The 21,823-nt window shown below is 61.8% G+C and carries 19 protein-coding genes; 6 read left to right on the forward strand and 13 right to left on the reverse strand.

Annotation, left to right across the window (positions count from 1 at the left end):
• The first annotated feature begins 192 nt into the window (after nucleotides 1-192).
• The 6 genes from GFB49_RS19945 (at nucleotide 193) to GFB49_RS19970 (ending at nucleotide 6,946) form a co-directional block, all read left to right on the forward strand.
• Entirely contained in the window at nucleotides 193-492 is a 300-nt protein-coding gene (locus GFB49_RS19945; protein WP_044353023.1) for a type II toxin-antitoxin system RelB/DinJ family antitoxin, read from the forward strand.
• Nucleotides 479-754 carry a type II toxin-antitoxin system RelE/ParE family toxin gene (locus GFB49_RS19950; RefSeq protein WP_153217943.1) on the forward strand — a complete coding sequence of 92 codons (276 nt, stop codon included), beginning with the start codon at nucleotides 479-481 and terminating at the stop codon, nucleotides 752-754. Before GFB49_RS19945 ends, GFB49_RS19950 begins: the two co-directional genes overlap by 14 nt.
• A gap of 106 nt (nucleotides 755-860) precedes the next feature.
• Nucleotides 861-5,135, forward strand: a complete 4,275-nt coding sequence (locus tag GFB49_RS19955; protein ID WP_153217944.1) for a bifunctional class I SAM-dependent methyltransferase/DEAD/DEAH box helicase — start codon at nucleotides 861-863, stop codon at nucleotides 5,133-5,135.
• A 14-nt stretch (nucleotides 5,136-5,149) separates the two neighbouring features.
• On the forward strand, nucleotides 5,150-5,455 hold the full coding sequence (locus tag GFB49_RS19960; RefSeq protein WP_095589417.1) for a hypothetical protein: 306 nt from the start codon (nucleotides 5,150-5,152) through the stop codon (nucleotides 5,453-5,455).
• A 124-nt stretch (nucleotides 5,456-5,579) separates the two neighbouring features.
• Nucleotides 5,580-6,308: a DUF736 family protein gene (locus GFB49_RS19965; protein WP_153217946.1), complete on the forward strand. Its 729-nt coding sequence runs from the start codon at nucleotides 5,580-5,582 to the stop codon at nucleotides 6,306-6,308.
• A gap of 413 nt (nucleotides 6,309-6,721) precedes the next feature.
• A complete protein-coding gene (locus GFB49_RS19970; protein ID WP_141246505.1) occupies nucleotides 6,722-6,946 on the forward strand; it encodes a P-loop NTPase family protein in 225 nt (74 codons plus the stop codon).
• A 137-nt stretch (nucleotides 6,947-7,083) separates the two neighbouring features.
• Here the strand turns inward: GFB49_RS19970 and GFB49_RS19975 are convergent, their stop codons facing one another.
• From GFB49_RS19975 to GFB49_RS20035, 13 genes are all read right to left on the reverse strand, one after another.
• Complete coding sequence (locus GFB49_RS19975) at nucleotides 7,084-8,358, reverse strand: multidrug effflux MFS transporter (protein ID WP_214644993.1); 1,275 nt, start codon at nucleotides 8,356-8,358, stop codon at nucleotides 7,084-7,086.
• Nucleotides 8,359-8,537: 179 nt separating this feature from the next.
• A complete protein-coding gene (locus GFB49_RS19980; protein ID WP_153217951.1) occupies nucleotides 8,538-9,464 on the reverse strand; it encodes an electron transfer flavoprotein subunit alpha/FixB family protein in 927 nt (308 codons plus the stop codon).
• Nucleotides 9,464-10,222, reverse strand: a complete 759-nt coding sequence (locus GFB49_RS19985; protein ID WP_153217953.1) for an electron transfer flavoprotein subunit beta/FixA family protein — start codon at nucleotides 10,220-10,222, stop codon at nucleotides 9,464-9,466. Before GFB49_RS19985 ends, GFB49_RS19980 begins: the two co-directional genes overlap by 1 nt.
• 28 nt (nucleotides 10,223-10,250) lie before the next feature.
• A complete protein-coding gene (locus GFB49_RS19990) occupies nucleotides 10,251-11,462 on the reverse strand; it encodes an acyl-CoA dehydrogenase (RefSeq protein WP_095589422.1) in 1,212 nt (403 codons plus the stop codon).
• A 5-nt stretch (nucleotides 11,463-11,467) separates the two neighbouring features.
• Nucleotides 11,468-13,003, reverse strand: a complete 1,536-nt coding sequence (locus tag GFB49_RS19995) for a class I adenylate-forming enzyme family protein (RefSeq protein WP_153217955.1) — start codon at nucleotides 13,001-13,003, stop codon at nucleotides 11,468-11,470.
• On the reverse strand, nucleotides 13,000-14,022 hold the full coding sequence (locus tag GFB49_RS20000) for an NAD(P)H-dependent flavin oxidoreductase (RefSeq protein WP_153217957.1): 1,023 nt from the start codon (nucleotides 14,020-14,022) through the stop codon (nucleotides 13,000-13,002). The genes GFB49_RS19995 and GFB49_RS20000 overlap by 4 nt, the downstream gene beginning before the upstream one ends.
• Complete coding sequence (locus GFB49_RS20005) at nucleotides 14,019-14,816, reverse strand: oxepin-CoA hydrolase, alternative type (protein WP_153217959.1); 798 nt, start codon at nucleotides 14,814-14,816, stop codon at nucleotides 14,019-14,021. The genes GFB49_RS20000 and GFB49_RS20005 overlap by 4 nt, the downstream gene beginning before the upstream one ends.
• Entirely contained in the window at nucleotides 14,816-15,256 is a 441-nt protein-coding gene (locus GFB49_RS20010) for a PaaI family thioesterase (RefSeq protein ID WP_153217961.1), read from the reverse strand. The genes GFB49_RS20005 and GFB49_RS20010 overlap by 1 nt, the downstream gene beginning before the upstream one ends.
• 3 nt (nucleotides 15,257-15,259) lie before the next feature.
• Complete coding sequence (locus GFB49_RS20015; protein WP_153217963.1) at nucleotides 15,260-16,393, reverse strand: acyl-CoA dehydrogenase family protein; 1,134 nt, start codon at nucleotides 16,391-16,393, stop codon at nucleotides 15,260-15,262.
• Between the two features lie 9 nt (nucleotides 16,394-16,402).
• Nucleotides 16,403-17,599: an acyl-CoA dehydrogenase family protein gene (locus GFB49_RS20020; protein ID WP_153217965.1), complete on the reverse strand. Its 1,197-nt coding sequence runs from the start codon at nucleotides 17,597-17,599 to the stop codon at nucleotides 16,403-16,405.
• A 13-nt stretch (nucleotides 17,600-17,612) separates the two neighbouring features.
• The gene (locus tag GFB49_RS20025; RefSeq protein WP_153217967.1) at nucleotides 17,613-18,788 is read right to left on the reverse strand and encodes an acetyl-CoA C-acyltransferase; all 1,176 of its coding nucleotides are present in this window, start codon (nucleotides 18,786-18,788) and stop codon (nucleotides 17,613-17,615) included.
• Between the two features lie 12 nt (nucleotides 18,789-18,800).
• Nucleotides 18,801-20,897 carry a 3-hydroxyacyl-CoA dehydrogenase NAD-binding domain-containing protein gene (locus GFB49_RS20030; protein WP_153217969.1) on the reverse strand — a complete coding sequence of 699 codons (2,097 nt, stop codon included), beginning with the start codon at nucleotides 20,895-20,897 and terminating at the stop codon, nucleotides 18,801-18,803.
• A 92-nt stretch (nucleotides 20,898-20,989) separates the two neighbouring features.
• On the reverse strand, nucleotides 20,990-21,799 hold the full coding sequence (locus tag GFB49_RS20035; RefSeq protein ID WP_246149852.1) for an IclR family transcriptional regulator: 810 nt from the start codon (nucleotides 21,797-21,799) through the stop codon (nucleotides 20,990-20,992).
• Nucleotides 21,800-21,823 lie beyond the last annotated feature (24 nt).

Here is a 21,823-nt window from a genome sequence, read left to right on the forward strand (position 1 = left end):
CTCGCTTGCGGGCTCGGAGCTGCTCAGCTCCGCGAAGGGCGCGGCCAGTCCTGTGCTGGCGGAGTATCTCGCGGGGCAGGGTGGCTGAGTTTCCCGCTGAGACAACACCACGGGACCACGCGCGCACATACTGCCGACTTGAGATCGTATCTCAAATGAGATACATCACTCCCATCAACTGGAGGACCATCCATGCCTGCCCAAACATCCATGCTTCATGTCCGTGTTGACGATCAGCTAAAAGCACAGGCTTCGGACGCACTTGCGGGCGTCGGTCTGACGCTCTCCGACGCGGTGCGTATTCTTCTGACCCGCGTGGCCGCAGAAGGCGGCTTGCCTGCCGGATTGACCGCTGATCCGGATGCCTATGACGCCTGGTTCCGGGCAAAGGTACAGGAAGCGCTAGACGATCCAAGGCCCACAACGCCCCATGCCAAGGCGATGCAAGACGCTCAGGCATTGATTGACGGGAAGCGCCTTGCCAAATCTTGAATGGAAAGCGACGGCCATCGCCGACTTGCTGGCAATCATTGACTACATCTCTGACGACAACCCGGATGCCGCCCAAGTTCTCAAAGACGAGATTGAACACAAGACGTCCCTCCTTACAGAACGCCCTCAGATGTACCGCGCGGGCCGTGTGGACGGGACTAGGGAGATGGTTATTCGGCCGAACTACATCGTGGTTTATGCTGAAAGCCTTGAGATGGTGACCATTTTACGCGTTCTTCATGCTGCGCAGCAGTGGCCATGATGGGGGTGCAGGCCCCCCGCTAAGAAATTGCCTGCTCTACGCCTTCAAAGTGTAGAGCGGGCTTTTTCTCCTTTGGAACTCAGACCCTGATCCAAAGGAATTCCCCATGTCCAAGCCCTGCTCAACGCTCCCCGATCCTACTGAATCCAACGCTAACTTCGTCTCTGCCCTCGAGCAGATCGGCACGGAGATCGACCACCAACCCCTGCGCAGCTCAGCGCTCGCACGCATCATGCGAGAGACCTTTCTTGGCAGTGATGCCGGGGGCGCCTGGGACTGGCGGAAGGCCTATGACCTGATGCAGGCGGCGGCTGTGCAGGCGCTGCTACGTGGCGACAACAGTGAGGATGATTACTTCGCCGCAAAACTGCTTGCCTCACGGCTGCTGACGGAAACCCGCCGCTCCGAGCAGCAGATCCGGTTGCAGCAGTTTTCCACGCCACTGCCATTTGCCGCCTTGGCCGTGCGGGCGGCAGCCATTCGCAAGGGCGAGACCGTGCTGGAGCCCTCGGCTGGCACCGGTGCTTTGGCCGGTTTTGCTGCCCGGGCCGGTGCCACGCTTTCTCTCAATGAAATCGACCCCTTTCGCCAGCACCTCCTGCGCGCGGTTTTCGGCGGCGAGGTCACAGGCCATGACGGCGAGCATATCGATGATCTGCTGCAAACGCCGGTTCTACCCGACGTCGTGGTGATGAATCCGCCCTTCGCCTCCTCGGTCGACCGCTCCCGGGACAAACACATCGCCGCCAAGCATCTCATCGCGGCTGCAAAGCGTCTGGCACCCGGCGGGCGGCTTGTGGCGATCATGCCGCCGGGATTCACGCCCGAACGCGATGCCGCGCATTGGTCACGCGCCTGCGGTCTCCTGACGCCGCGCTTGGCGTTGACGATGCCGGGGCAGGTCTACCGCAAGCTCGGCACCTCTGTCGAAACCCAGCTGATGGTCTTCGACAAGGTGCAGGAGGACGGCGAAATGATCCGCGTCCCTGTGCGGGATCTGGATGAAGCCTTGGCATATGTCGATGCTGTGGCCTCAACCCGGACCGAGACGCGCCCCGTACAACAGGCAGCGGCGATCCCTAACGGGCGGCTGACCGTTCCATCCTCTGCTCCGCGCAAGACCGCCGCTGCGCCTGTCGCCGCCTCCAAACCCCGGGCCAATGCCGTCCGCCCGCTCAGCTTCACAAGCCTTCAGACCCCGCGCGACAACACGCCCGTCTCGGACATCTATGCGCGCTACCGCCCACAGCGGATCGAGATCGCAGGCGCGCAGGAACATCCCACGCCGCTCGTTGAAAGCATCGCCATGGCCTCCGTCGCGCCGCCGGCGCCTTCAGGCACGGCCGGTGCGGAACTGCGCCTGCCCGCCAGGCTGATCGAGGAGGGACATCTCTCCGAGGCGCAGCTCGAGACCATCATCATGGCGCATGATGCCCATGGGCGTGATCTGCCCGGTCGGTTTACCATCGATGACGACCAGACCAAGCTGACGCGCGCCAATGATGACCCGGATGCACGTGCCTATCGCCTTGGTTATTTCCTCGGCGACGGCACCGGTTGCGGCAAAGGACGGGAATGTGCAGGGCTCATCCTTGTCAACTGGCTTGCCGGGCGCAGAAAGGCGATCTGGGTCTCCAAATCCGCCACGCTTATCGAGGACGCGATCCGCGACTGGACCGATCTTGGCGGCTCGCCTGCGGATATTCAGCCGCTCTCCAAATGGAAACCGGACCAGCCCGTCCCTATGGGTGACGGCATCCTCTTTGTCACCTACGCCACGCTGCGCTCGGCGGGCAAATGCGGCACCACGCGGCTGAGCCAGATCCTCGCCTGGATGGGCGAAGACTTTGAAGGCGTGCTGGCCTTTGATGAGGCCCATGCCATGCAGAATGCGGCCGGGTCAGAGCAGGGCAGGGGGGTCAAACCCTCCCAGCAGGGCCTCGCTGGCCTGCGGCTGCAACTCGCGGCACCCCGCGCCCGCGTCTTCTACATCTCGGCCACGGGTGCCACGAGCGTGCACAACCTCGCCTATGCCGCGCGGCTGGGGCTCTGGGGGCAGGGCCCCGAATACCCCTTCCCGAGCCGCGAGAGTTTCGTGTCGGCCATGGAGGCAGGCGGTGTCGCGGCCATGGAAGTGGTCGCGCGTGATCTCAAGACGCTCGGGCTCTACACGGCCCGCGCCCTCAGCTTCGACGGCGTGGAGTATGACGTGCTCGAACACGCGCTCACTCCTTCCCAGATCGAGGTCTACGACGCCTATGCGGGCGCGTTTCGGACGATCCACCACAATCTGGAAGCCGCACTGACTGCGACTGGCGTCAATGACGCCTCGGGGGAGACCAATGCCTCGGCCGCCCGCGCCTCGGCCAAGTCCCGGTTTGAAAGCACCAAGCAGCGCTTCTTCAACCATCTCCTGATGGGCATGAAAGCCCCGACCATCATCCGCGCCATCGAGGATGACCTCGCGGCGGGCCACGCTTGCGTCATCCAGGTGGTCTCGACAGGTGAGAGCCTGCTGAAACGCCGGCTTGAAACGATGGATTCCGACGACGAGCTCGTCGAGGGTGCCTTGACGCCGCGCGACTACGTCTTGGGCTACCTCGAACAGGCCTTCCCGATCCATGCGCGAAAGCTGGTCGAGATCGACGGCAACATGGTGGCCGAGCCGCTCAGGGATGAGGCCGGCGCGCTGGTCGTCTCGCGCGAAGCGCTCGCTTTACGTGACGCGGCCATGATGGAGTTGATGACGCTGGCGCCGATCCCCTCGGCGCTCGATCAGATCCTCTGGGCTTTTGGCGATGAGGCCGTGGCAGAAGTCACGGGGCGGTCCATCCGGCCCCTCAAGGCCGAGGATGGTCATCTCTTCATCGAGAAGCGCAGCGCAAGCAGTAATTCGTCGGAGACCCAAGCCTTCATGGACGGCGAGAAGGATGTCCTGATCTTTTCCGATGCGGGCGGGACGGGCCGGTCCTATCATGCGGCACAAACGGCCAAGAACCAGAAGCGGCGGCGGCACTACCTGCTGGAGCCCGGCTGGCGCGCCGATGCGGCCATCCAGGGGCTGGGCCGCACGCATCGCTCGGCGCAGGTCAGCGCGCCCTTCTTCCGGGTGTGCACCTCCGATGTGCATGGCGAAAAACGTTTCACCTCGACTATAGCCAAGCGTCTCGATCAGCTGGGGGCCCTGACCAAGGGTCAGCGCGAGACCGGCTCGCAGGGCATGTTCCGGGAGGAGGACAATCTCGAAAGCCCGATCGCGCGAGCGGCGCTGCGTGGGTATTTCGCCGATCTTGCCGCCGGGCGCGCCGATGCGATGAGCTACGAGAGCTTCACCGACTGGACGGCCCTGCGGCTGATCGACAAGGACGGGGTGCTCCTTGAGGAGCTGCCGCCGATCCAGCGGTTTCTCAACCGGGTGCTTGCCCTTCCCATCCACATGCAAAACGCGCTCTTTGCCGAGTTCATGCGCCGGATCGCTGATCAGTCTGAGCGTGCGCGTGCGGCGGGCACGCTCGATCTCGGCGTCGAAACCCTGCGCGGCGAAAGAATCGAGCAGGTTTCCACCGAAGACCTCTGGACCTGCCCGAAATCCGGCGCCGTGACGCGGATCATCGGGCTGGAGGTCACCGACCCGGTCCATGTCCTGGGTGCCGAAGAGGCCATATCGCGCAATCCGGACAAGCTGCCCATGGTCAATCGCGCCTCCGGTCGCGCGGCGCTCATCTCGGCACGCCCGATGCAGATGTATGACGAAGACATCGTCACGCTGATGCGCAAGGTTGTGCGGCCAAACGGGTCGAGCTACCTGGAGGAGGCGCGGTTCACGTCTTCGGCCTGGGAAGACATCGAAAGGCCCGAGTTTGCAAAGCTTTGGGATGCCGAGGCTGCGTCCCTGCCAAAAACCACCACGACCAAGCTCTACCTGCTGACCGGGCTGCTGCTGCCCATTTGGAAGGACATTCCGACCACCAATGAGCGCATCTACCGGGTCACGCCGGACGGGGCGACCGCCATGATCGGGCGCACGCTGAGCGAGGAAGGGGCGGCCGCGCTGCGCGCCCGCTTCCTCGTGTCCAACCCGCAAACACCGCAGGAGATGCTGACCGCTGCGCTCGGCACCACCGCGCCGGTCGATCTGGGCCGGGGTCTCACCCTGACCCGTCGCCGGGTTGCAGGCGAGATGCGCCTCGAGCTTGGCGGTGCGGATCGGGGCATGATCGACGGCCTCAAGGCCATGGGGTGTTTCACGGAGATCATCGCCTTCCAGTTGCGGGTGTTCCTGCCGCATGGGGATGGGATCGACACATTGGGCATCCTCTCCCGGATTGTTGGAACCGGACCAGACGCCACGCGGGACGTAACTTCAGTGGCAGCAGAATAGGCGAGGGGACGATCATGACACTCGAAGAGATCAAAGCCGCCATCGATGCCGGTCGGACCGTGCATTGGGCCAACACCGGCTACCGCGTGCACAAGGACAGCCTCGGCCAATACCTGATTACGTTTGAGCCGAACGGCAGCACCATCGGGCTGACCGACCGGAGCGGGCAGCGGTTGAACGGGGAGGAAGCAGAGTTCTTTATCGCTGGACCGGAGGGGGGCGACGAGAATACCCAGGACAGCCATCCGAGGCCAGACGGGCAGGGGAGGGGCGTCGTGCCCGGCGGGAAGGTGGCACAGTCTTTCAGGCGTCAGCGCTGAACTGAAGGTTGGGAAGAAAGGAAAGCGAGCTTTCTGGTATGTGATCCCAGGAGGGGTCGAAAAAGCAATCCCGGTTGTGCTGGCAAGGACGTCAGGCACCGGACATATCAGAAGGAACCATCCCATGTTCGCAGGAAACCTCACCCGCAATGTCGAGACCGCAGCCGCCGAGTACACCGGCATGATCCACTCGTCACGCTTTGACATCGCTATCCAGCTTGAAACCCGCCTGAAGATGTCCGCGCGCAGCCCGGATTTTGACGTGACGGCGATCAACAAATCAGGCCGCAAGGTGCGCATCGGAACGGCCTGGAACGAGACCGGCACGAACAGCGGCAACCCGTATATCTCGATGCAGATCGATGTGGGCCTCGGCCCGTTCCGGGTCAACGCGGTGCAAACGAAAGAGGCGCGCGCGGCCCAGAGCGGCGACTTCGAGATCATCCCGCTGGTCTCGAACGGCCTGATGAAATCCGGTTCGATCTCGGGTGAGCTCACCGCCATGGACGCCGACAACGCCTTCACCGGCTACATCGCCAACATGATGTTCGATCTGGAGTTCATGCTGATCGAGAACAGCTACAAGACCGAGGAAACCCACCCCGATTATCGCATCGAGGTCAGCTCGCCCCGTGGTACGCCGATCCGCGTTGGCTCGGCCTGGATGGCCAAAAGCAGCCGCACGGGCAATGACTACCTGTCGCTGCTGATCAACACGCCCGATGGCGACCTGCGCGTCAACGCCGTGCAGAACGAAGAACAGCGCGGCGGGCAGACCTTCTCGATCATCCCGTTCATCGACAGCGGTGAGCAGCCGCAGGACGCGGGCGCCGGGCTCTCCTTGGTCGCCTAATCGGCGCGCGAGGGGGAGACGAACTGAACCGAAAGGGGAGCCGTGGGACCACGGTTCCCCTTTTGCTGTGCTGGTGTGGTTGAATGAACCCTGCCTTCATTGCAGACGTTCGTATCGCCCGCAGCTAATGCAACCGAAGAGCCCATCCTGTAAATTCGATTTTCTCGCTGAACGCGCTCGCAGCACAAATATCGTCGCGAGCGCTTCGTTCTCAACGCCGCTGAGCATCGTGTAGTGCAGCCATTCATGCCAAGTGTAGCGAAGTATTGATAGGCATTAACCGGGTTGCGGGAAAATGGCGACCTCCATCATTTGATAGCCGGTCCAAAAACCAAAGGCGAACGCGAATAAATTCGGAAACTTAGTCCCTATTATTTCGTAACTCGCGTATCAATTTGTCGGACCAAATGCGAGTGAACAACGACAGTTTCGCGCCAAGGGCTGCAACGCGCGCAAGCTTGCTCGCTGTAGGTCACGGGCTGCTGAAACTACGGGACAAGGACACGATCAAACTTACCAATGGCTGCACCATCTCGGGCGATCAGTTCTATGCGATCGGCGACACCCTTGATCGCTGTCCGCGCCCCAATCACGAAATTGTCGAGGCAACCGGCATGTCTATCCTCTGTTATCCTTAACATAGCTGAGGACCACTTAACTGAAGGAGGAGCAGCGTCATGCGTCAATTTTGGATCGAGTATACTACAAAATCCTAAAGCCTCCAGTTTGTCTTGGGGCCAAGAGACTGTAGGAAGGTGTACCGTGTCTTGTTTCCTCACTCCTCTCGCAGGAATGTTCGCCCTGGTGGAGCAGCGCCAATCACGTTTTCGCGTGGTTCCGGTTCAGCCAGATGCGGGTTCAGACGGTAGATCGCGTAGCTTACGCAGGCCACCACAGCCATGGAGGGGATCAGCACCGCGAACGCGACCAGCGTATCCACAAAAAATGCGCCGATTGTGCCAATCAACAACCCTGCACCCATTTGCAGGAATCCCATCAGCGCTGCTGCCGCCCCGGCGATCCGGGGGAAGGGCGCCAGTGCGGCGGTGGACATTGCAGGCATCACGAAGGCGATACCGAAGGCGTAGATGCCCACCGGGATCATCACCCGGAAGGTTTTCGGGTCATCCGCCCAGAGAAGCAAGAAGATGAACAACGCCCCAAGGGCGATGGCACCCAGTCCGGGCCAGACCAGCCGGTATGCGCTGGTTCGTTTCATGACAGATCGTGCCACCAGTGCGCCTGAGAAGAACAGTCCTGATTGCAACAGCATCGCCAGGCCGAAGCTGCTGGGGCTCAGGCCGATCTGCCCCATCAAGATGAAGGGCAGCAGTGTCGCCTGCGCATAGATTGCCCCGACCGAGCCCGCAACCGTCAGGCTCGCCGTCATGAAATGCCGGTTGCCGAGCAACCGAAGGTAAGACCCGCCCAGGGCCGCGAGCCGCAGCGGTTGTGGTGCAGGCAGGGTTTCGCGCATCGCGACCAGCGCGACCAGCGCAACAGCAAGGCCGAAGAGGATCATCACCGCGAACACCGATTTCCACCCTACATGCAGCACAAGCAATCCGCCTATCGTCGGTGAAACCGCCGGGCCGATCGCAAGAATGATTCCGATCATGTTCATGATGCGGGACGACTCGTCGCCCTGGAAACAATCGCGTACGATAGCGCGCGAGATCGCCACTCCGGCAGACGCGCCAATCCCTTGAGCGAAGCGGGCAATGGTCAGCATCTCGATTGTCGGCGCCATCAGCGCACCTAGAGACGCAACACAGAAAATCGCCGCGAAGATCACCGTAACCGGACGGCGCCCGATCGCATCCGATAACGGCCCTGCGACCAACTGGGAAATGGCGAAACCTGCGAAATAGAGCGTCAGGGTCAGTTTCACGACGCCCTTGGTAGACTCGTACGCTGCAACTACACCGGGCATCGCCGGCGTATAGAGCGCCATGGCAATCGGACCTATCGCGACCATCAACCCGCCGATCAAGCTAACCCGCTGCGCGGTCATTAGCGGCACCGATGCGAATGCGGAGGATCTGTTCATGTGGTCTCCAGTTCTGCGATGCCTCCCGTGCCGGCAGCGACATGCACCGGATCGGGCCAGCGGGCCGCTTGGCCCGCCTGTCTCTCCCATTAGCAATGCCTAACCGCGTGGCCGGAGTTGAAAGACTCCCGGGTTCCCAACCAGAGAGAACGGGGATTTCCGTCACCGCCACGCGATTGTCACAGTTTCTTGGTCAGTTCCGGCACCGCCTGGAACAAGTCTGCGACCAGACCGAAATCGGCGACCTGGAAGATGGGTGCCTCTTCGTCCTTGTTGATGGCGACGATGACCTTGCTGTCCTTCATCCCCGCCAGGTGCTGGATCGCGCCCGAGATGCCGATGGCGACATAGAGGTCCGGGGCAACGACCTTACCGGTCTGTCCCACCTGCCAGTCGTTCGGCGCATAGCCCGAATCCACCGCGGCGCGCGAGGCACCGACGGCGGCGCCCAGCTTGTCCGCCAGGCCCTCGATCAGTTTGAAGTCCTCTTCCGAGCCAACGCCACGGCCGCCCGAGACGACCACGCCAGCCGAGGTCAACTCAGGACGGTCGCTTTCGGCAACCTTGTCCTCGACCCATTCGGAAAGACCCGGGTTGTCGCCGACCGAGATGGCCTCGACCGGTGCAGACCCGCCTTCACCAGCGGCGTCGAAGGTCGACGTGCGGATGGTGACGACTTTCTTGGCGTCGCTCGATTTCAAGGTCTGAACCGCGTTGCCCGCATAGATCGGGCGCTCGAAGGTCGAACCGTCCACAACGCCCGACGCATCCGAGATCACCATCACGTCCAGCAGCGCTGCCACGCGCGGCATCACGTTCTTGGCGTCGGTAGTGGCGGGGGCCACGATATGCTCATAGCCATCGGCCAGACCCACGATCAGCGCCGCGGTCGATTCCGCCAGACGGTGACCCAGCGAAGCGTCTTCGGCCACCAGCACTTTGGACACGCCGTCGATCCTGGCAGCGGCCTCACCAGCGGCAACGGCGGAACCGCCTGCGGCCAGAACGGTGATGTCGCCCAGCGACTTGACGGCAGCCACGGTCTTGGAGGTGGCGTCAACGCTCAGTTCGCCGTTGTTGACTTCGGCAAGAAGAAGTACAGCCATTACACAGCCCCCGCTTCTTTGAGTTTCTCGACCAGCTCGTCAACCGAGCCTACGATGATACCGGCGGCACGCGCCGGAGGCTCTTCTGTCTTGACGACCTCCAGACGCGGGGTGACGTCGACGCCGTAATCGGCGGCGGTCTTCTCATCCAGCGGCTTTTTCTTCGCCTTCATGATGTTGGGCAGCGACGCATAGCGCGGCTCGTTCAGGCGCAGATCGACGGTGACGATGGTCGGCATCTTGACGGAGATGGTCTGCAGACCGCCATCCACCTCGCGGGTGATCTTGGCAGCGTCGCCTTCGATGTCCAGCTCGGACGCGAAGGTGCCCTGGGACCAGCCCAGCAGCGCCGACAGCATCTGACCGGTGGCGTTCATGTCATTGTCGATCGCCTGTTTGCCGGCCAGAACGATGCCGGGCTGCTCCTCCTCGACCACTTTGGCCAGGATCTTGGCAACGGCCAGCGGTTCGATGTCCTGATGGACGTCGTCGGCGGCGATCACCAGAATGGCGCGGTCGGCGCCCATGGCCAGTGCAGTCCGCAGGGATTCCTGCGCCTGCTTCACACCGATCGAAACGGCAACAACTTCGTCAGCCTTGCCTGCTTCTTTCAGGCGGATGGCCTCTTCCACGGCAATCTCGTCGAACGGGTTCATCGACATTTTGACATTGGCGAGATCGACACCGCTCCCGTCCGCTTTCACGCGAAGCTTCACGTTGTAGTCAATCACGCGCTTGACAGGCACAAGTACCTTCATGCATGGACCTCCTTGTATTTGGTTGAGTTCAATAAAACGCCTGAAGCCCGGTGATGGCGCGCCCGAGGATCAGCGCGTGTACATCGTGGGTGCCTTCATAGGTGTTCACGGTTTCAAGGTTCAGCATGTGCCGGATGACATGAAATTCCTCGGATATGCCGTTGCCGCCATGCATGTCGCGGGCGTGGCGCGCAATTTCGAGCGCCTTGCCGCAGTTGTTGCGCTTGATTAGCGAGATCGTTTCGGGCGCGGCGCAGCTCTCATCCAACAACCGGCCGACACGCAACGCGGCCTGCAATCCAATCGAAATATCCGTCTGCATATCGGCGAGCTTCTTCTGGAAAAGCTGCGTCTGGGCCAGCGGTTTGTTGAACTGTTTCCGGTCGAGACCGTATTGTCGTGCGGCGTGAAAACAGAACTCTGCCGCCCCCAACACGCCCCAGGCGATGCCGTATCGCGCGCGATTCAGACACCCGAACGGGCCTTTCAGACCCTCGACACCGGGCAGCAGCGCATCTTCGCCGACGGCCACGTCCTTCATCACGATCTCGCCCGTTGTGGACGCACGCAGCGACAGCTTGCCGCTGATTTTCGGTGCGGACAGCCCCGGCATCCCCTTTTCAAGTACGAACCCGCGGATCTTGCCGCCATGCGCCTCGGACTTGGCCCAGACCACAAAAACATCCGCGAAGGGCGAGTTCGAGATCCACATTTTGGAGCCGTTGAGGACATAACCTTCGGCCGTCTTTCTGGCGGTGGTTTTCATCCCCGCCGGGTCCGAACCCGCGTCAGGCTCGGTCAGGCCGAAACAGCCGATATATTCGCCCGATACCAGCTTTGGCAAGTACTTCTTGCGCTGTTCTTCCGACCCGTAGGCGTAGATCGGATACATCACCAGCGACGATTGCACCGACATCATCGAGCGATAGCCGCTGTCCACCCGCTCGATCTCGCGTGCGATCAGGCCATAGGTGACGTATGAGGCACCCAACCCGCCATATTCCTCGGGGATGGTAACGCCGAGCAGGCCGGCCTCGCCCATCTCGCGGAACACACCGGGATCGGCGCTTTCCTCGCTATAGGCTTTCATCACGCGGGGCTGAAGCCGGTCCTGGGCAAAGCCGTGGGCCGCATCGCGCAGCATGCGCTCATCCTGGTCGAGCTGGTCCTCGATGCGGAACGCGTCCGCCCAATCGAAAGGGCCGAGGCCGGGGCCGGAGCCATTCATGTTTTTTGCCATCTGAGTCATTCCTCTGCTGCGGGTTGGGCCAGCTGTTCGGCGAAAACCGAAAGCAGCTTGTGTTTCAGAATCTTGCCTGTCGGCGCGGCCGGAAGCTGGGTTGTCAGGATGATGCGGGACGGTCGCTTGTAGCCGGTGAGCCGCTCGGCGGCAAAGGCGACAAGCGCCTCCCGGTCCAGCGTCGCCGGATCAGCGCATTGAACAAAGGCGAGGATTTCCTCGTCGCCGTTAACGGAATTGCCGATCACCGCGGACTGGATGACGTCAGGGTGGTCGTTCAGCGCGGCTTCGACCTCGGGTGGGTAGACGTTGAAACCGCCGCGAATGATAAGTTCCTTGCACCGCCCAACGACGTGCAGATTGCCTGCCTTGTCGATTTTTCCAAGATCACCGGTGCGCAGCCACCCCTCTGCGTCGATGGCGCGTGCGGTTTCCTCCGGGTTTCGGAAATATCCCTTCATGACCTGCGGGCCGCGGGTCAGGATTTCACCGGCATCGGGATCGCCGTCCGCGCCGACCGAGGTGTCCAGCCGGATCTCGGTCTCCGGCAGCGCAAAGCCCGCGCTGATATCGGGTGAGCCGATGGGATTTCGGGTGCTGCAGACGCCGGCGGTGCTTTCCGTCAGCCCATAGCCGTTTTGCAGGGGCAGGCCATAAAAGGCCTCGGCCTTGCGCTTCCATGCCGGGTCTAGCGGGGCAGCCCCGGAGGAAACATAGCGCAGTTTGCTGCTTTCCAGGCGCGTGAGCCCCTGATCCTTGGCGTATTGCATCAGCAGCGCGTGCATTTGCGGCACCGCGGGCAAAACGGTGGCTTTGTCCATCAGCGCGGCGTACAGCGCATCGGGGCGAAAGCGGGGTTCAAGCTGAATGGTCGCCCCGATGCCGCTGGCAGCCATCAGCATCGATGCAAGGCCGAAAACATGGGTCAGCGGCAGCACGCCATAGATCCTGTCGTCCTGTCTCATGCCGCGCAGCTCGGCCGAGGTCCTGCCGGCATAGCGCAGGTTGGCGTGGGTCAGCATCACCCCCTTGGGGTCGCCGGTGGTGCCGGTCGTATAAAGCAGGACGGCGGTTTCGTTCGCGCCGTCCTCCACCGGTTCCGGCGCGCTGGCGCCCGTGACGGCGATGGCGAGATTTCCGAACGGCGTTTCCTGCGTGTCCGCGTTTGCGGTCGCCGCATGTGCCGCCGCTTCTTTGGACGCTTCAGTCGTGAAAACGGTAACGCGCGGCGTTGCATGGGTCATCACGCGGGCAATTTCGTTTGCGGTCATCCGCGCATTGATTGGCAGAGCGTAGGCCCCGACGGTGCTGGCTGCAAAGATGAAAACGGCAGTGGTGATGCAGTTTTCTGCCACGATGGCCACGCGGTCGCCGGGCTGCACGCCCCGATCAAGTAACAGGCCAGCGGCCTTTGTGATCGCAGCCTTGTATTCGGCATATGTGACCTGATGGCCGCTGCCATCTGTCAGCGCAATCGCATCGGGATAGGCACGCGCACTTTCCTCGACCAGATGATGAACCCGGAAGCTGTCTTCGATCATGACACCAGCGCCTCTGCGCGTTGCGTTGCAAGGGGTTGAGGACGCAGACGCGCCAGGGCAACACCTGCCTCTTGTTCCAGTTGGGCGACAATGTCCGCCAGCGGCGCGATGCCGTCGGTCAGGCCCAGAGCCTGTCCTGCGGACAACATCCCGCGCGACACGTCGCCGGTTTCATAGGCTTTGCGGCCTATCACTCCGGATACGTGGGGCATCAGTTCGGCAATGCCTATTTGCGGGTTGTCGGCTTCAAGCCGCCGCACGATCTCGGTGGTTTCGTTGCTGAGGGTGCGAACCGTGTTGCGTACGCTGCTCATGGTCAATGTCGTGTCACGTTCATTGGCTGAAACCAGGGCCTGCTTGTACTGCGGATGGGCCGAGATTTCTTCGGCCACCAGAAAACGTGTTCCGATCACGACCCCCGAAGCGCCGGAGGCTAAGGCCGAGACGATCTGGCTGCCGGCACCGATGCCACCGCCAATCAGGAAGGGGATGTCGAGACGACGTTCGGCAAGCGCCTGGTTGACCATGCTGCCGATCAGGTCGAGCCCGGGATGACCGCCGCATTCCGCACCGACGATCGACACCATGTCGACCCCGACCTCCTGCGCCTTCACGGCGTAGCGCACGCTGGGAACCTTGTGCAGAACCTTGATGCCCGCGCCCTTGAGGATCGGCAGAAAGGCCTCGGGATTGCGCCCCGAGGTTTCGACAAAGCGCACGCCCTCATCCGCGATCAGGCGGAAGGTGTCCGCGATCCTCTCGCCTTCGACCAGTTTGGGCAGCATGGACACGTTGACACCAAACGGGCGATCACCGCAGAGGTCCCGGCATTTCGCGATCTCGGCGCGCAGGGCGGCCGGTTCGGGAAAGCTGGCTGCTGTGATGAAGGACAAGATGCCCGCATTGGCACCGGCCGCGACATAGGACGCATTTGACAGCCACATCAGGCCACCCGCGACGATGGGCAGGCGGCATCCATATGTGCGAGTAACGGCGGTGTTGAAGGTCGGATCTGTCATGTGGTGCCTCGTGCTTTGGTAAAGTCCGGACGGCGCTTTTCAAGTAATGCGGCGATGCCTTCGGCGGCTTCTGCGTCAGCAATGGCATCCGCCATCGCGTCGCGTTCTGCGTTCATCTGGTCCAACCGGTATGACGTATGTGCGCTGTTGACCAGCGCCTTGATGCGGCCCTGGGCGCCGGACGGCCCGGCGCCAAGCCTGTCTGCAAGCGCAAGTGCAGCCGGGAGCACATTGCCCGCCGGTTCGATCTGCGAGATGGCCCCAAGGCTGAACAGGCGTTCTGCCGTCACCGGCTCCCCCAGCAAGGCCATACGCATCACCAACTCGCGCGGTAAATGGGCGGCCAAGGTGCTGGTCAGGCCACCGTCGGGGACAAGTCCCGCCTTGACATAAGCGACGGTGAAGGTCGCATCCCGGTCGGCCACGATCATGTCACAGGCAAAGGCAAGCGAGACCCCGGCACCGGCCGCGCCCCCTTCGACGGCGGCGATCACCGGTTTCGGGCAGTTCAGCACAGCGCGGATCACGGCATGCAGTTCTTCAATCCGGGCGAGACGCTGATCGCGGGGCAAATCCCGGCGGGTCGCCAGCAGGCCAAGGTCGCCACCGGCGCAGAAATAGCCACCTTCGCCCCGCAGGATGACCGAGGTGATGCGGGGCTCTCTCGCCGCAAGGTCCAGTGAATCGACCAATACGCGATAGAGGTCCGGCGACAACGCATTGCGCTTTGATGGGTTCGAATTGACGACGATCAGACGGTCGCCGTGATCTTCGCAATGGGCAAGCTGTTGCATCAGCGGCCATCTCCTTTCGGTGCGTCCAGTTTGTCCGCGGGTACGCGCTTGAATACGCCTTTTGCCGTGGCGATCAGCCGATCCGACCCGTCCCGCAATTCTCCATCCACAAACATCAGCGCGCGGCCACCGCCCACGATTTGACCGGTTGCGATCAACTCCGATTGCCCGGTCGCTGCAGCGATGAACTGGGTGGTGAGCGAGACGGTCAGGAATGGTGTGCGGCCGCTTGGGTCAACCGACAGGCTGGCGGTCGCACCCATCGCGCTGTCCAGCATTGTCGTGGCGATGCCGCCATGCAGAACATTGTGGCGATTGAGGTGATGATCCGTCACCGACAACGCACAACGTGCCCGCTTGTCGGGCTGTCCGACGTCAAGGACATAACCGATCAGCCGCTGCGTGCCGGTTTCGTTTTCTATCACATCGCCCGCCGCCATGGATCAAGCCACGGCCAGGGCAATAAAGCGCTCAAGGTGATAGATCGCGTCGCCAAACCGGTGATCGACCATGATCAGACGTTTGGCGAGATGCCCCAACTCGTACTCGTCCGTCATTCCGATGCCGCCATGCATCTGAATGCTCTCTTCGGTGACGAGTTTCGCGACATTGCCGATCAGGTTCTTGGTTGCGCTTACATGCTTTTCGCGGATTTCCGCAGGGGCATCGATATGCCCGGCCAGGTTGATGACGGCCGAGCGCGCCTGTTCGATCTCGATCAGGACATCGGCCATCCGGTGTTGCAGCGCCTGGAACTTGCCGATCGGTTTTCCGAACTGCTTGCGGGTCTTGAGATAGTCGTTGGTCAGTTCCCGGATGCTCTCCATCAGGCCAAGCGCTTCGGCCGAGATCGCCAACGTGGCGCGCGCCTGAGTGTGGGTGATGGCCTCGAATGCACCGCCTTCGCCGCCCAGCAGGGCGTCACTGCCCAGCCGGACATCTTCCAGCAGAAGTTCTGCGGCTTGACAACCGGACACAAGCGGGTAGCTGCGCAGCGTCATGCCAGGGTTGGACGCGGAAACCAGAAACAGGCTGATCCCGTCCCGATCCGCCGCATCACCCGAGGTGCGGGCGCTGACAACGATATGATCGGCAGCGGGGGCATTGATCACCACGGCCTTGCGCCCGTTCAGGACAAACTCGTCGCCATGGCGGGTGGCCGTGGCTTCGATGCGCGACAGGTCATAACGGCTGGACGGTTCGCCATGGGCAAAGGCAAGCTGGATCGAGCCGTCGATCACCGCTTCGATAATCTGTTTCTGCGCCTCGTTGCCCAAGGCGGCAATCAGACCGCCACCGAGAATGGCAGTATCAATCAGCGGATCAACAGCGCCGACCCGGCCAAGTTCTTCAAACACCACGGCGATGTCGAACCCAGACCCGGCAAAACCACCAATCTCTTCGTCAAACAGCGCACCGATGACGCCCATCTCTGCAAGACCGGACCAGACATTCTGTGCATAACCGTGGTCACTCTCCGCCAGTTCTGCCCGCAGGGTCGGTGTGTAGCTTTCCCGCAGGTAACGGCGCAGGCCGTCCTGCAGCATCTGGCGTTCTTCTGTCAGTTCAAAATTCATGATCTGTCCTTACAGTTCCAGAATGGCTTTGCTGAGGATCGCGCGCTGAATCTCATTCGATCCGCCGAAGATCGACAGCTTCCGGTTGTTGAGGTACTGCGCGGTGGCGGTTTCGGCATAGTCAGGGCCAACGGGCCCAAGATTGCTGCCGTCTTCCAGCGCCTCCGAGGCGAAGGGCATTGCGTAAGGTCCCACGGCCGACCGGGTGAGCGCGTTGATTTCCTGACGGATGACGGTGCCCTTGATCTTCAGCATCGAGCTTTCGGCGCCGGGGGCCTGACCCGCCGCAGCTTTGGACACGACGCGCAAGTTGGTCGTCGACATGGCCATGAGGTCGATTTCAACCCGCGCGATCCGCGCCGCAAAATGCGGGTTTTCAATCAACGGACGTCCGTTTGCACGTTCGAGTCGGGCTATGCGTTTGAGGTTTTCCAGACCGGCATTTGCAAAGCCCACACCCGCAATATTGGTGCGTTCATGGGTCAGCAGGTATTTCGCATAGGTCCAGCCCTTGTTTTCTTCGCCCACACGATTCTCGACCGGAACCCGGACGTCATCGAAGAACACCTCGTTCACCTCGGGTTCACCGTCGATCAGGACGATCGGGCGCACCTTGACGCCGGGGCTGTTCATGTCGATCAGCAGGAAAGAGATACCCTCTTGCGGTTTGCCTTCTTTCGACGTGCGCACGAGGCAGAATATCATGTTGGCGTGTTGGCCAAGGGTCGTCCATGTCTTTTGCCCGTTGACGATATAGTCATCGCCATCACGTTCCGCCGTTGTGCGGACCGAGGCGAGGTCCGACCCCGCGCCGGGTTCGGAATAGCCTTGGCACCACCAGTCATCGCCGCTCAGGATCCGCGGCAGATAGTGGTCCTGCTGCGCCTTGGAGCCGAATTTCTGCAACACCGGGCCAAGCATCCCAAGACCGAAGGGAACGATGCGGGGCGCCGCCGCCCGGGTCATTTCATCCTCGAAAATATGGCGCTGAACCGCATCCCAGCCGGCGCCGCCAAACGTTTTGGGCCAGTTTCCGGCAAGCCAGCCCCTTTCGTTCAGGATCGCGTGCCATTCCTCATGATCCTGCTTGGTCAGCGTTTTTCCCAGCCTGACCTTTTCCACGAGCCGGGCCGGGAGCTTTTCGGCCAGATAGCTGCGCACCTCATCCCGGAACGCCTTCTGTTCATCGGTGTAATTCAGGTCCATCGGGTGGCCCCTTTCAATAGATTTCAAACAGGCCGGCAGCACCCTGGCCGCCGCCGATGCACATCGTCACGACGCCAAGCTTCGCGCCGCGACGGTGGCCCTCGGTCATCAGATGCCCGGTCATCCGCGCACCGGTCATGCCGAAGGGGTGACCGACAGCGATCGAACCGCCATTGACGTTGCAGATGTCATTGTCGATGCCGAGCGTATCGCGGCAATAGAGCGCCTGGCTGGCAAAGGCTTCGTTCAGTTCCCAAAGGTCGATATCGTTCACCGTGACGCCCTGACGTTTCAGCAGACGCGGCACCGCAAAGACCGGACCAATGCCCATTTCATCGGGCTCGCAGCCCGCAACGGCAAAGCCGCGGAACGCACCGAGGGGGGTCAGCCCAAGACGCTCGGCCTCTTTGGCGTCCATCATCACCAGCGCTGCGGCACCGTCGCTGAGCTGCGATGCATTGCCTGCGGTGATGAACTGATCGAGCCCGCGCACGGGCTCCAGCATCTGCAACCCTTCCAGCGTTGTCGTGGGCCGGTTGCATTCATCGCGAGAGATGGTTGTCTCAACCTCGGAAACCTCGCCGGTTTCCTTGTCCTTCCGCGCCATCGTGACGGTGATCGGGACAATCTCCTGATCGAAGCGGCCAGCCTCTTGTGCGGCAGCGGTGCGCTGCTGGCTCTGCAGGCCAAGCGCGTCCTGTGCGTCGCGGCTGATCCCGTATCGTCTGGCGACTTTGTCGGCGGTCTCGATCATCGTCATGTAGAGTTCGGGCTTGTTCGCCTCGATCCAGGCCTCGCGCGTATGGCGCACCGGAGGTTGCACCATCGAAATGCTTTCAACGCCCCCGACCAGAACAGCCTTGGCGCCTTCGTTGTTGATCAGATGCGCGCCCATCGCCACGGCCTGCAGGCCGCTGGCGCAGAAGCGGTTCACGGTAGTGCCCGCAATGCTGACGGGCAAACCCGCGCGGATCACGATCTGTCGAGCGATGTTGCCGCCGGTGACATATTCCGGATAGCCGCAGCCCCACACGCTGTCCTCGATCAGCGCCGGGTCAATGCCTGCGCGTTTGACGGCCTCTGCCGCAACGTGCCCGCCCATGGTTGCACCATGAGTGATGTTGAAGGTGCCGCGCCCGGCTTTGCCAATGGGCGTGCGCGCGATGGAAACGATAACGGCTTTGGACATGATGGGTTCCTTTCAGCGCTGATTCAGGCTGTCGAAATTGCGGCCTTCGGCCACCAGTTTCTCCAGCAGCGGCGCGGGTGACCAGAAATGATCGTCGGTTTCGGCGAATGTGCGGATATCGGCGAGAATGCTGTCGAGCCCGCGCATATCGGCATATTTCATCGGCCCGCCGCGCCAGCGCGGAAAGCCGTAGCCATAAAGAAACACGACATCCACATCCAGCGGGCGCTGCGCAATGCCCTCGTCCACGACGCGCGCGCCTTCGTTGACCATCGCGGCCATGTAACGGCGTACAATCTCGTCATCGGAGAAGGTGCGGGGGCTGGTGCCGGCCTCCTTGCGGGCCTGCGCGATGATTTGCTCCACCTCGGGGTCGGGCCGCCCTTTGCGGTCGCCTTTCTCGTAGAGGTAGTAACCGTGGCCGGTTTTCTGGCCCAGCCAGCCCTTGTGATAAAGCGCGTCGGCGAAGGTCGGGTAACGGTCGCGCGGGTGGGCGTCTGCCGCCTTGCGCTGGCGGGTGGCATATCCGATATCCAGCCCTGCAAGGTCCGAGACCTGATAAGGACCCATTGCAAAGCCGAAATCCGTCAGTGCCTTGTCGATCTGGTAGGGGCTTGCGCCGTCCAGCACCATGTGATCGGCCGCCGTGCGGTAATGCGACAGGATGCGGTTGCCGATAAACCCGTCGCAGACACCGGCGCGCACAGCGGTTTTGCCGAGTGTTTTTGCAAGGGCAAAGGCGGTGGCCACCACATCCGGAGCGGTCTTGTCGGCAACAACCACCTCAAGCAGTTTCATGACTTGCGCGGGCGAAAAGAAATGCAGCCCGATCACGTCCTCGGGTCGCGCGGTGGTGGTGGCGATTTCGTTAACGTCGAGGTAGGAGGTATTTGTCGCCAGGATCGCGCCGCGCGGCAGGATTTCGTCCAGCTTGGCGAAGACTTCCTTTTTCACGTCCATGCTTTCGAAAACGGCTTCGATAATCAGATCGGCCCCCGATAAAGCACCGTAGTCGGTGACAGTCTTGAGAGCATCCGTGAGGATTGCGTCGCGCTGTTCGGCTTTGAGTTTGCCGCGCTTCACGGCGGCGTCGAGATTGCCTGCAATGGTCGCGCGGGCTTTGTCGGTAGCCTCTGAATCACGCTCCACCAATGTCACCGCGAGGCCGTTCAGCACCGCCGAGGTGGCGATGCCCGCCCCCATGGTGCCGCCGCCGATGACGCCGACACGTGCTATGTCGCGGGGCGCGATGTCAGAAATCTCCGGCAGTTTTGCCACAGCGCGTTCGGAGAAGAAAGCGTGGATCAGCCCGGCGCGCTGGGGAGTGTCCATCAGATGCAGGAACAAGCGGCGTTCCTCCTTCAACCCTTCGGCAAAGGACTTCTGGACCGATGCTTCCACCGCATCGACTGCAACCAGCGGGGCCACTTCGCCACGCAACGATTTCTGCAGCTTCGCGCGCCATTGCTGAATGACGCCCTCACTGTCCGTGGCGCGGGGCAAACCGCTGATTGGTCGTGCCGGGGCATTGTCGGACAGCAGCGATTGCGCATAGTCGATTGCGGCTTCGCGAATATCAACGCCTTCGCAGATTTGATCGATCAACCCGGACTGGAGTGCTTCAGCTTCGGTCACAGGGGTGCCGCTGGTGATCATTTTCAGCGCTGTGTCAGCACCAACGAGGCGCGGCATACGCTGTGTCCCGCCCGCGCCGGGCATGATGCCCAGCTTGACCTCGGGCAGACCCAGCCGCGTGCCGGGAGCCGCGATGCGGTAATGCGCCCCAAGGGCAACTTCAAGCCCGCCGCCCAATGCCATGCCGTGAATGGCAGCGACGACAGGTTTTGCAGATTGTTCTATCTGGAGGATCACGTCGGGCAGGCTGGGGCTTTGTGGTGGCTTGCCGAATTCGGAAATGTCAGCGCCGCCAATGAGCATCCGACCAGCCCCAATGATGACGGCAATATCGGCCGACTCGTCGGTCTGAAAGCGGCCGAAAGCGTCTGACAGACCGCTGCGGATGACCCGGGACAGCGCGTTGACCGGGGGATTGTCGACGGTCACCACCGCCACCCGGCCAACAGTTTCGTAGGATACCGACGCCATCATTTCACCTTTCGTTGATTCACTGGATTGATAAGGGATCACACTATAAATTTCAATATGCAATAGTGAATTCTACTATGCGGTATTCTCCTAACTTACAGGTCACGATATGCTTGGGACACGCCGAGACCCATCATCCGCTCAAGTTCCTGGACTGTTTCGCGCAGTTTCGGCCCGACATCCGTGCGCATGCGGGGCACCGAGAGGACCTCAGGCAAAGCGCCACAGGTGAAAATCACAGGCTCGCTCAAGTCGCGAGAGTAGAACGGGGTGGCAACCGCGTGAATATTGGCTGCAAAATACTCGCCAGGGTCGGTGACGACGAAGCCTGTTGTCACTAGCTGATTGTGCGCAACGCGCCGAATCTCTTCCGCACGATCCCGGGTCACCCTGCGATCACCGTCTGCCGCTGTCAAAATCTCATCAAACCCTTCTTCGGAGGTTGAGGCGAGCAGCGCATGGCCGGACGAGGTGCCGTTGAACGGCAAACGATGCCCGACCTCCAGCCAGAGGGAGGCAACCCCACGAGGGCGCCATGTCTTGACGATCAGCAGCTTGCCCCCGTCGCGGACCAACAACAGGGCAAGAGTTCCCGTTTCATCCGCCAGCCGCTGCATCAGCGGTGATGAAAGATCGACAAAAGAGATCGATGCGCTGGCCATATTGCCAAGCGCCAACAGCGCAGGGCCGGGGCGATATCGGTCATGGCGCCGCGCATGGGTGAGATAGCCGAGCTTCTGCAAGGTGAAAGTCAGGCGGGAAACGGTGGATTTCGGTATGCCTGTACGCTCCGAGATTTCCGCATTGCCCAAGCCGTCATCGGATGGCCTGAACGCCCGCAGCACGCTTAAGCCCCGCGCAAGAGTGGTTGCGAACCTTCTGTCTGTCTCAATCTCGTTGGGCATGACGTTCCTCAACATTTTGGGGCC

The sequence above is a fragment of the Tritonibacter litoralis genome, assembly GCF_009496005.1.
Taxonomy (GTDB): domain Bacteria; phylum Pseudomonadota; class Alphaproteobacteria; order Rhodobacterales; family Rhodobacteraceae; genus Epibacterium; species Epibacterium litoralis.

What these genes read in the sequence shown, in the direction of transcription:
- GFB49_RS20030 (WP_153217969.1), bottom strand. Translation starts at nt 20,897, where the DNA reads ATGATGGCGTCGGTATCCTACGAAACTGTTGGCCGGGTGGCGGTGGTG.
- GFB49_RS20035 (WP_246149852.1), bottom strand. Translation starts at nt 21,799, where the DNA reads ATGCCCAACGAGATTGAGACAGACAGAAGGTTCGCAACCACTCTTGCG.
- GFB49_RS19955 (WP_153217944.1), top strand. Translation starts at nt 861, where the DNA reads ATGTCCAAGCCCTGCTCAACGCTCCCCGATCCTACTGAATCCAACGCT.
- GFB49_RS19990 (WP_095589422.1), bottom strand. Translation starts at nt 11,462, where the DNA reads ATGGCAAAAAACATGAATGGCTCCGGCCCCGGCCTCGGCCCTTTCGAT.
- GFB49_RS19965 (WP_153217946.1), top strand. Translation starts at nt 5,580, where the DNA reads ATGTTCGCAGGAAACCTCACCCGCAATGTCGAGACCGCAGCCGCCGAG.
- GFB49_RS19980 (WP_153217951.1), bottom strand. Translation starts at nt 9,464, where the DNA reads ATGGCTGTACTTCTTCTTGCCGAAGTCAACAACGGCGAACTGAGCGTT.
- GFB49_RS20015 (WP_153217963.1), bottom strand. Translation starts at nt 16,393, where the DNA reads ATGAATTTTGAACTGACAGAAGAACGCCAGATGCTGCAGGACGGCCTG.
- GFB49_RS20000 (WP_153217957.1), bottom strand. Translation starts at nt 14,022, where the DNA reads ATGACAGATCCGACCTTCAACACCGCCGTTACTCGCACATATGGATGC.
- GFB49_RS19960 (WP_095589417.1), top strand. Translation starts at nt 5,150, where the DNA reads ATGACACTCGAAGAGATCAAAGCCGCCATCGATGCCGGTCGGACCGTG.
- GFB49_RS19945 (WP_044353023.1), top strand. Translation starts at nt 193, where the DNA reads ATGCCTGCCCAAACATCCATGCTTCATGTCCGTGTTGACGATCAGCTA.
- GFB49_RS20025 (WP_153217967.1), bottom strand. Translation starts at nt 18,788, where the DNA reads ATGTCCAAAGCCGTTATCGTTTCCATCGCGCGCACGCCCATTGGCAAA.
- GFB49_RS20020 (WP_153217965.1), bottom strand. Translation starts at nt 17,599, where the DNA reads ATGGACCTGAATTACACCGATGAACAGAAGGCGTTCCGGGATGAGGTG.
- GFB49_RS19995 (WP_153217955.1), bottom strand. Translation starts at nt 13,003, where the DNA reads ATGATCGAAGACAGCTTCCGGGTTCATCATCTGGTCGAGGAAAGTGCG.
- GFB49_RS20010 (WP_153217961.1), bottom strand. Translation starts at nt 15,256, where the DNA reads ATGGCGGCGGGCGATGTGATAGAAAACGAAACCGGCACGCAGCGGCTG.
- GFB49_RS20005 (WP_153217959.1), bottom strand. Translation starts at nt 14,816, where the DNA reads ATGCAACAGCTTGCCCATTGCGAAGATCACGGCGACCGTCTGATCGTC.
- GFB49_RS19975 (WP_214644993.1), bottom strand. Translation starts at nt 8,358, where the DNA reads ATGAACAGATCCTCCGCATTCGCATCGGTGCCGCTAATGACCGCGCAG.
- GFB49_RS19985 (WP_153217953.1), bottom strand. Translation starts at nt 10,222, where the DNA reads ATGAAGGTACTTGTGCCTGTCAAGCGCGTGATTGACTACAACGTGAAG.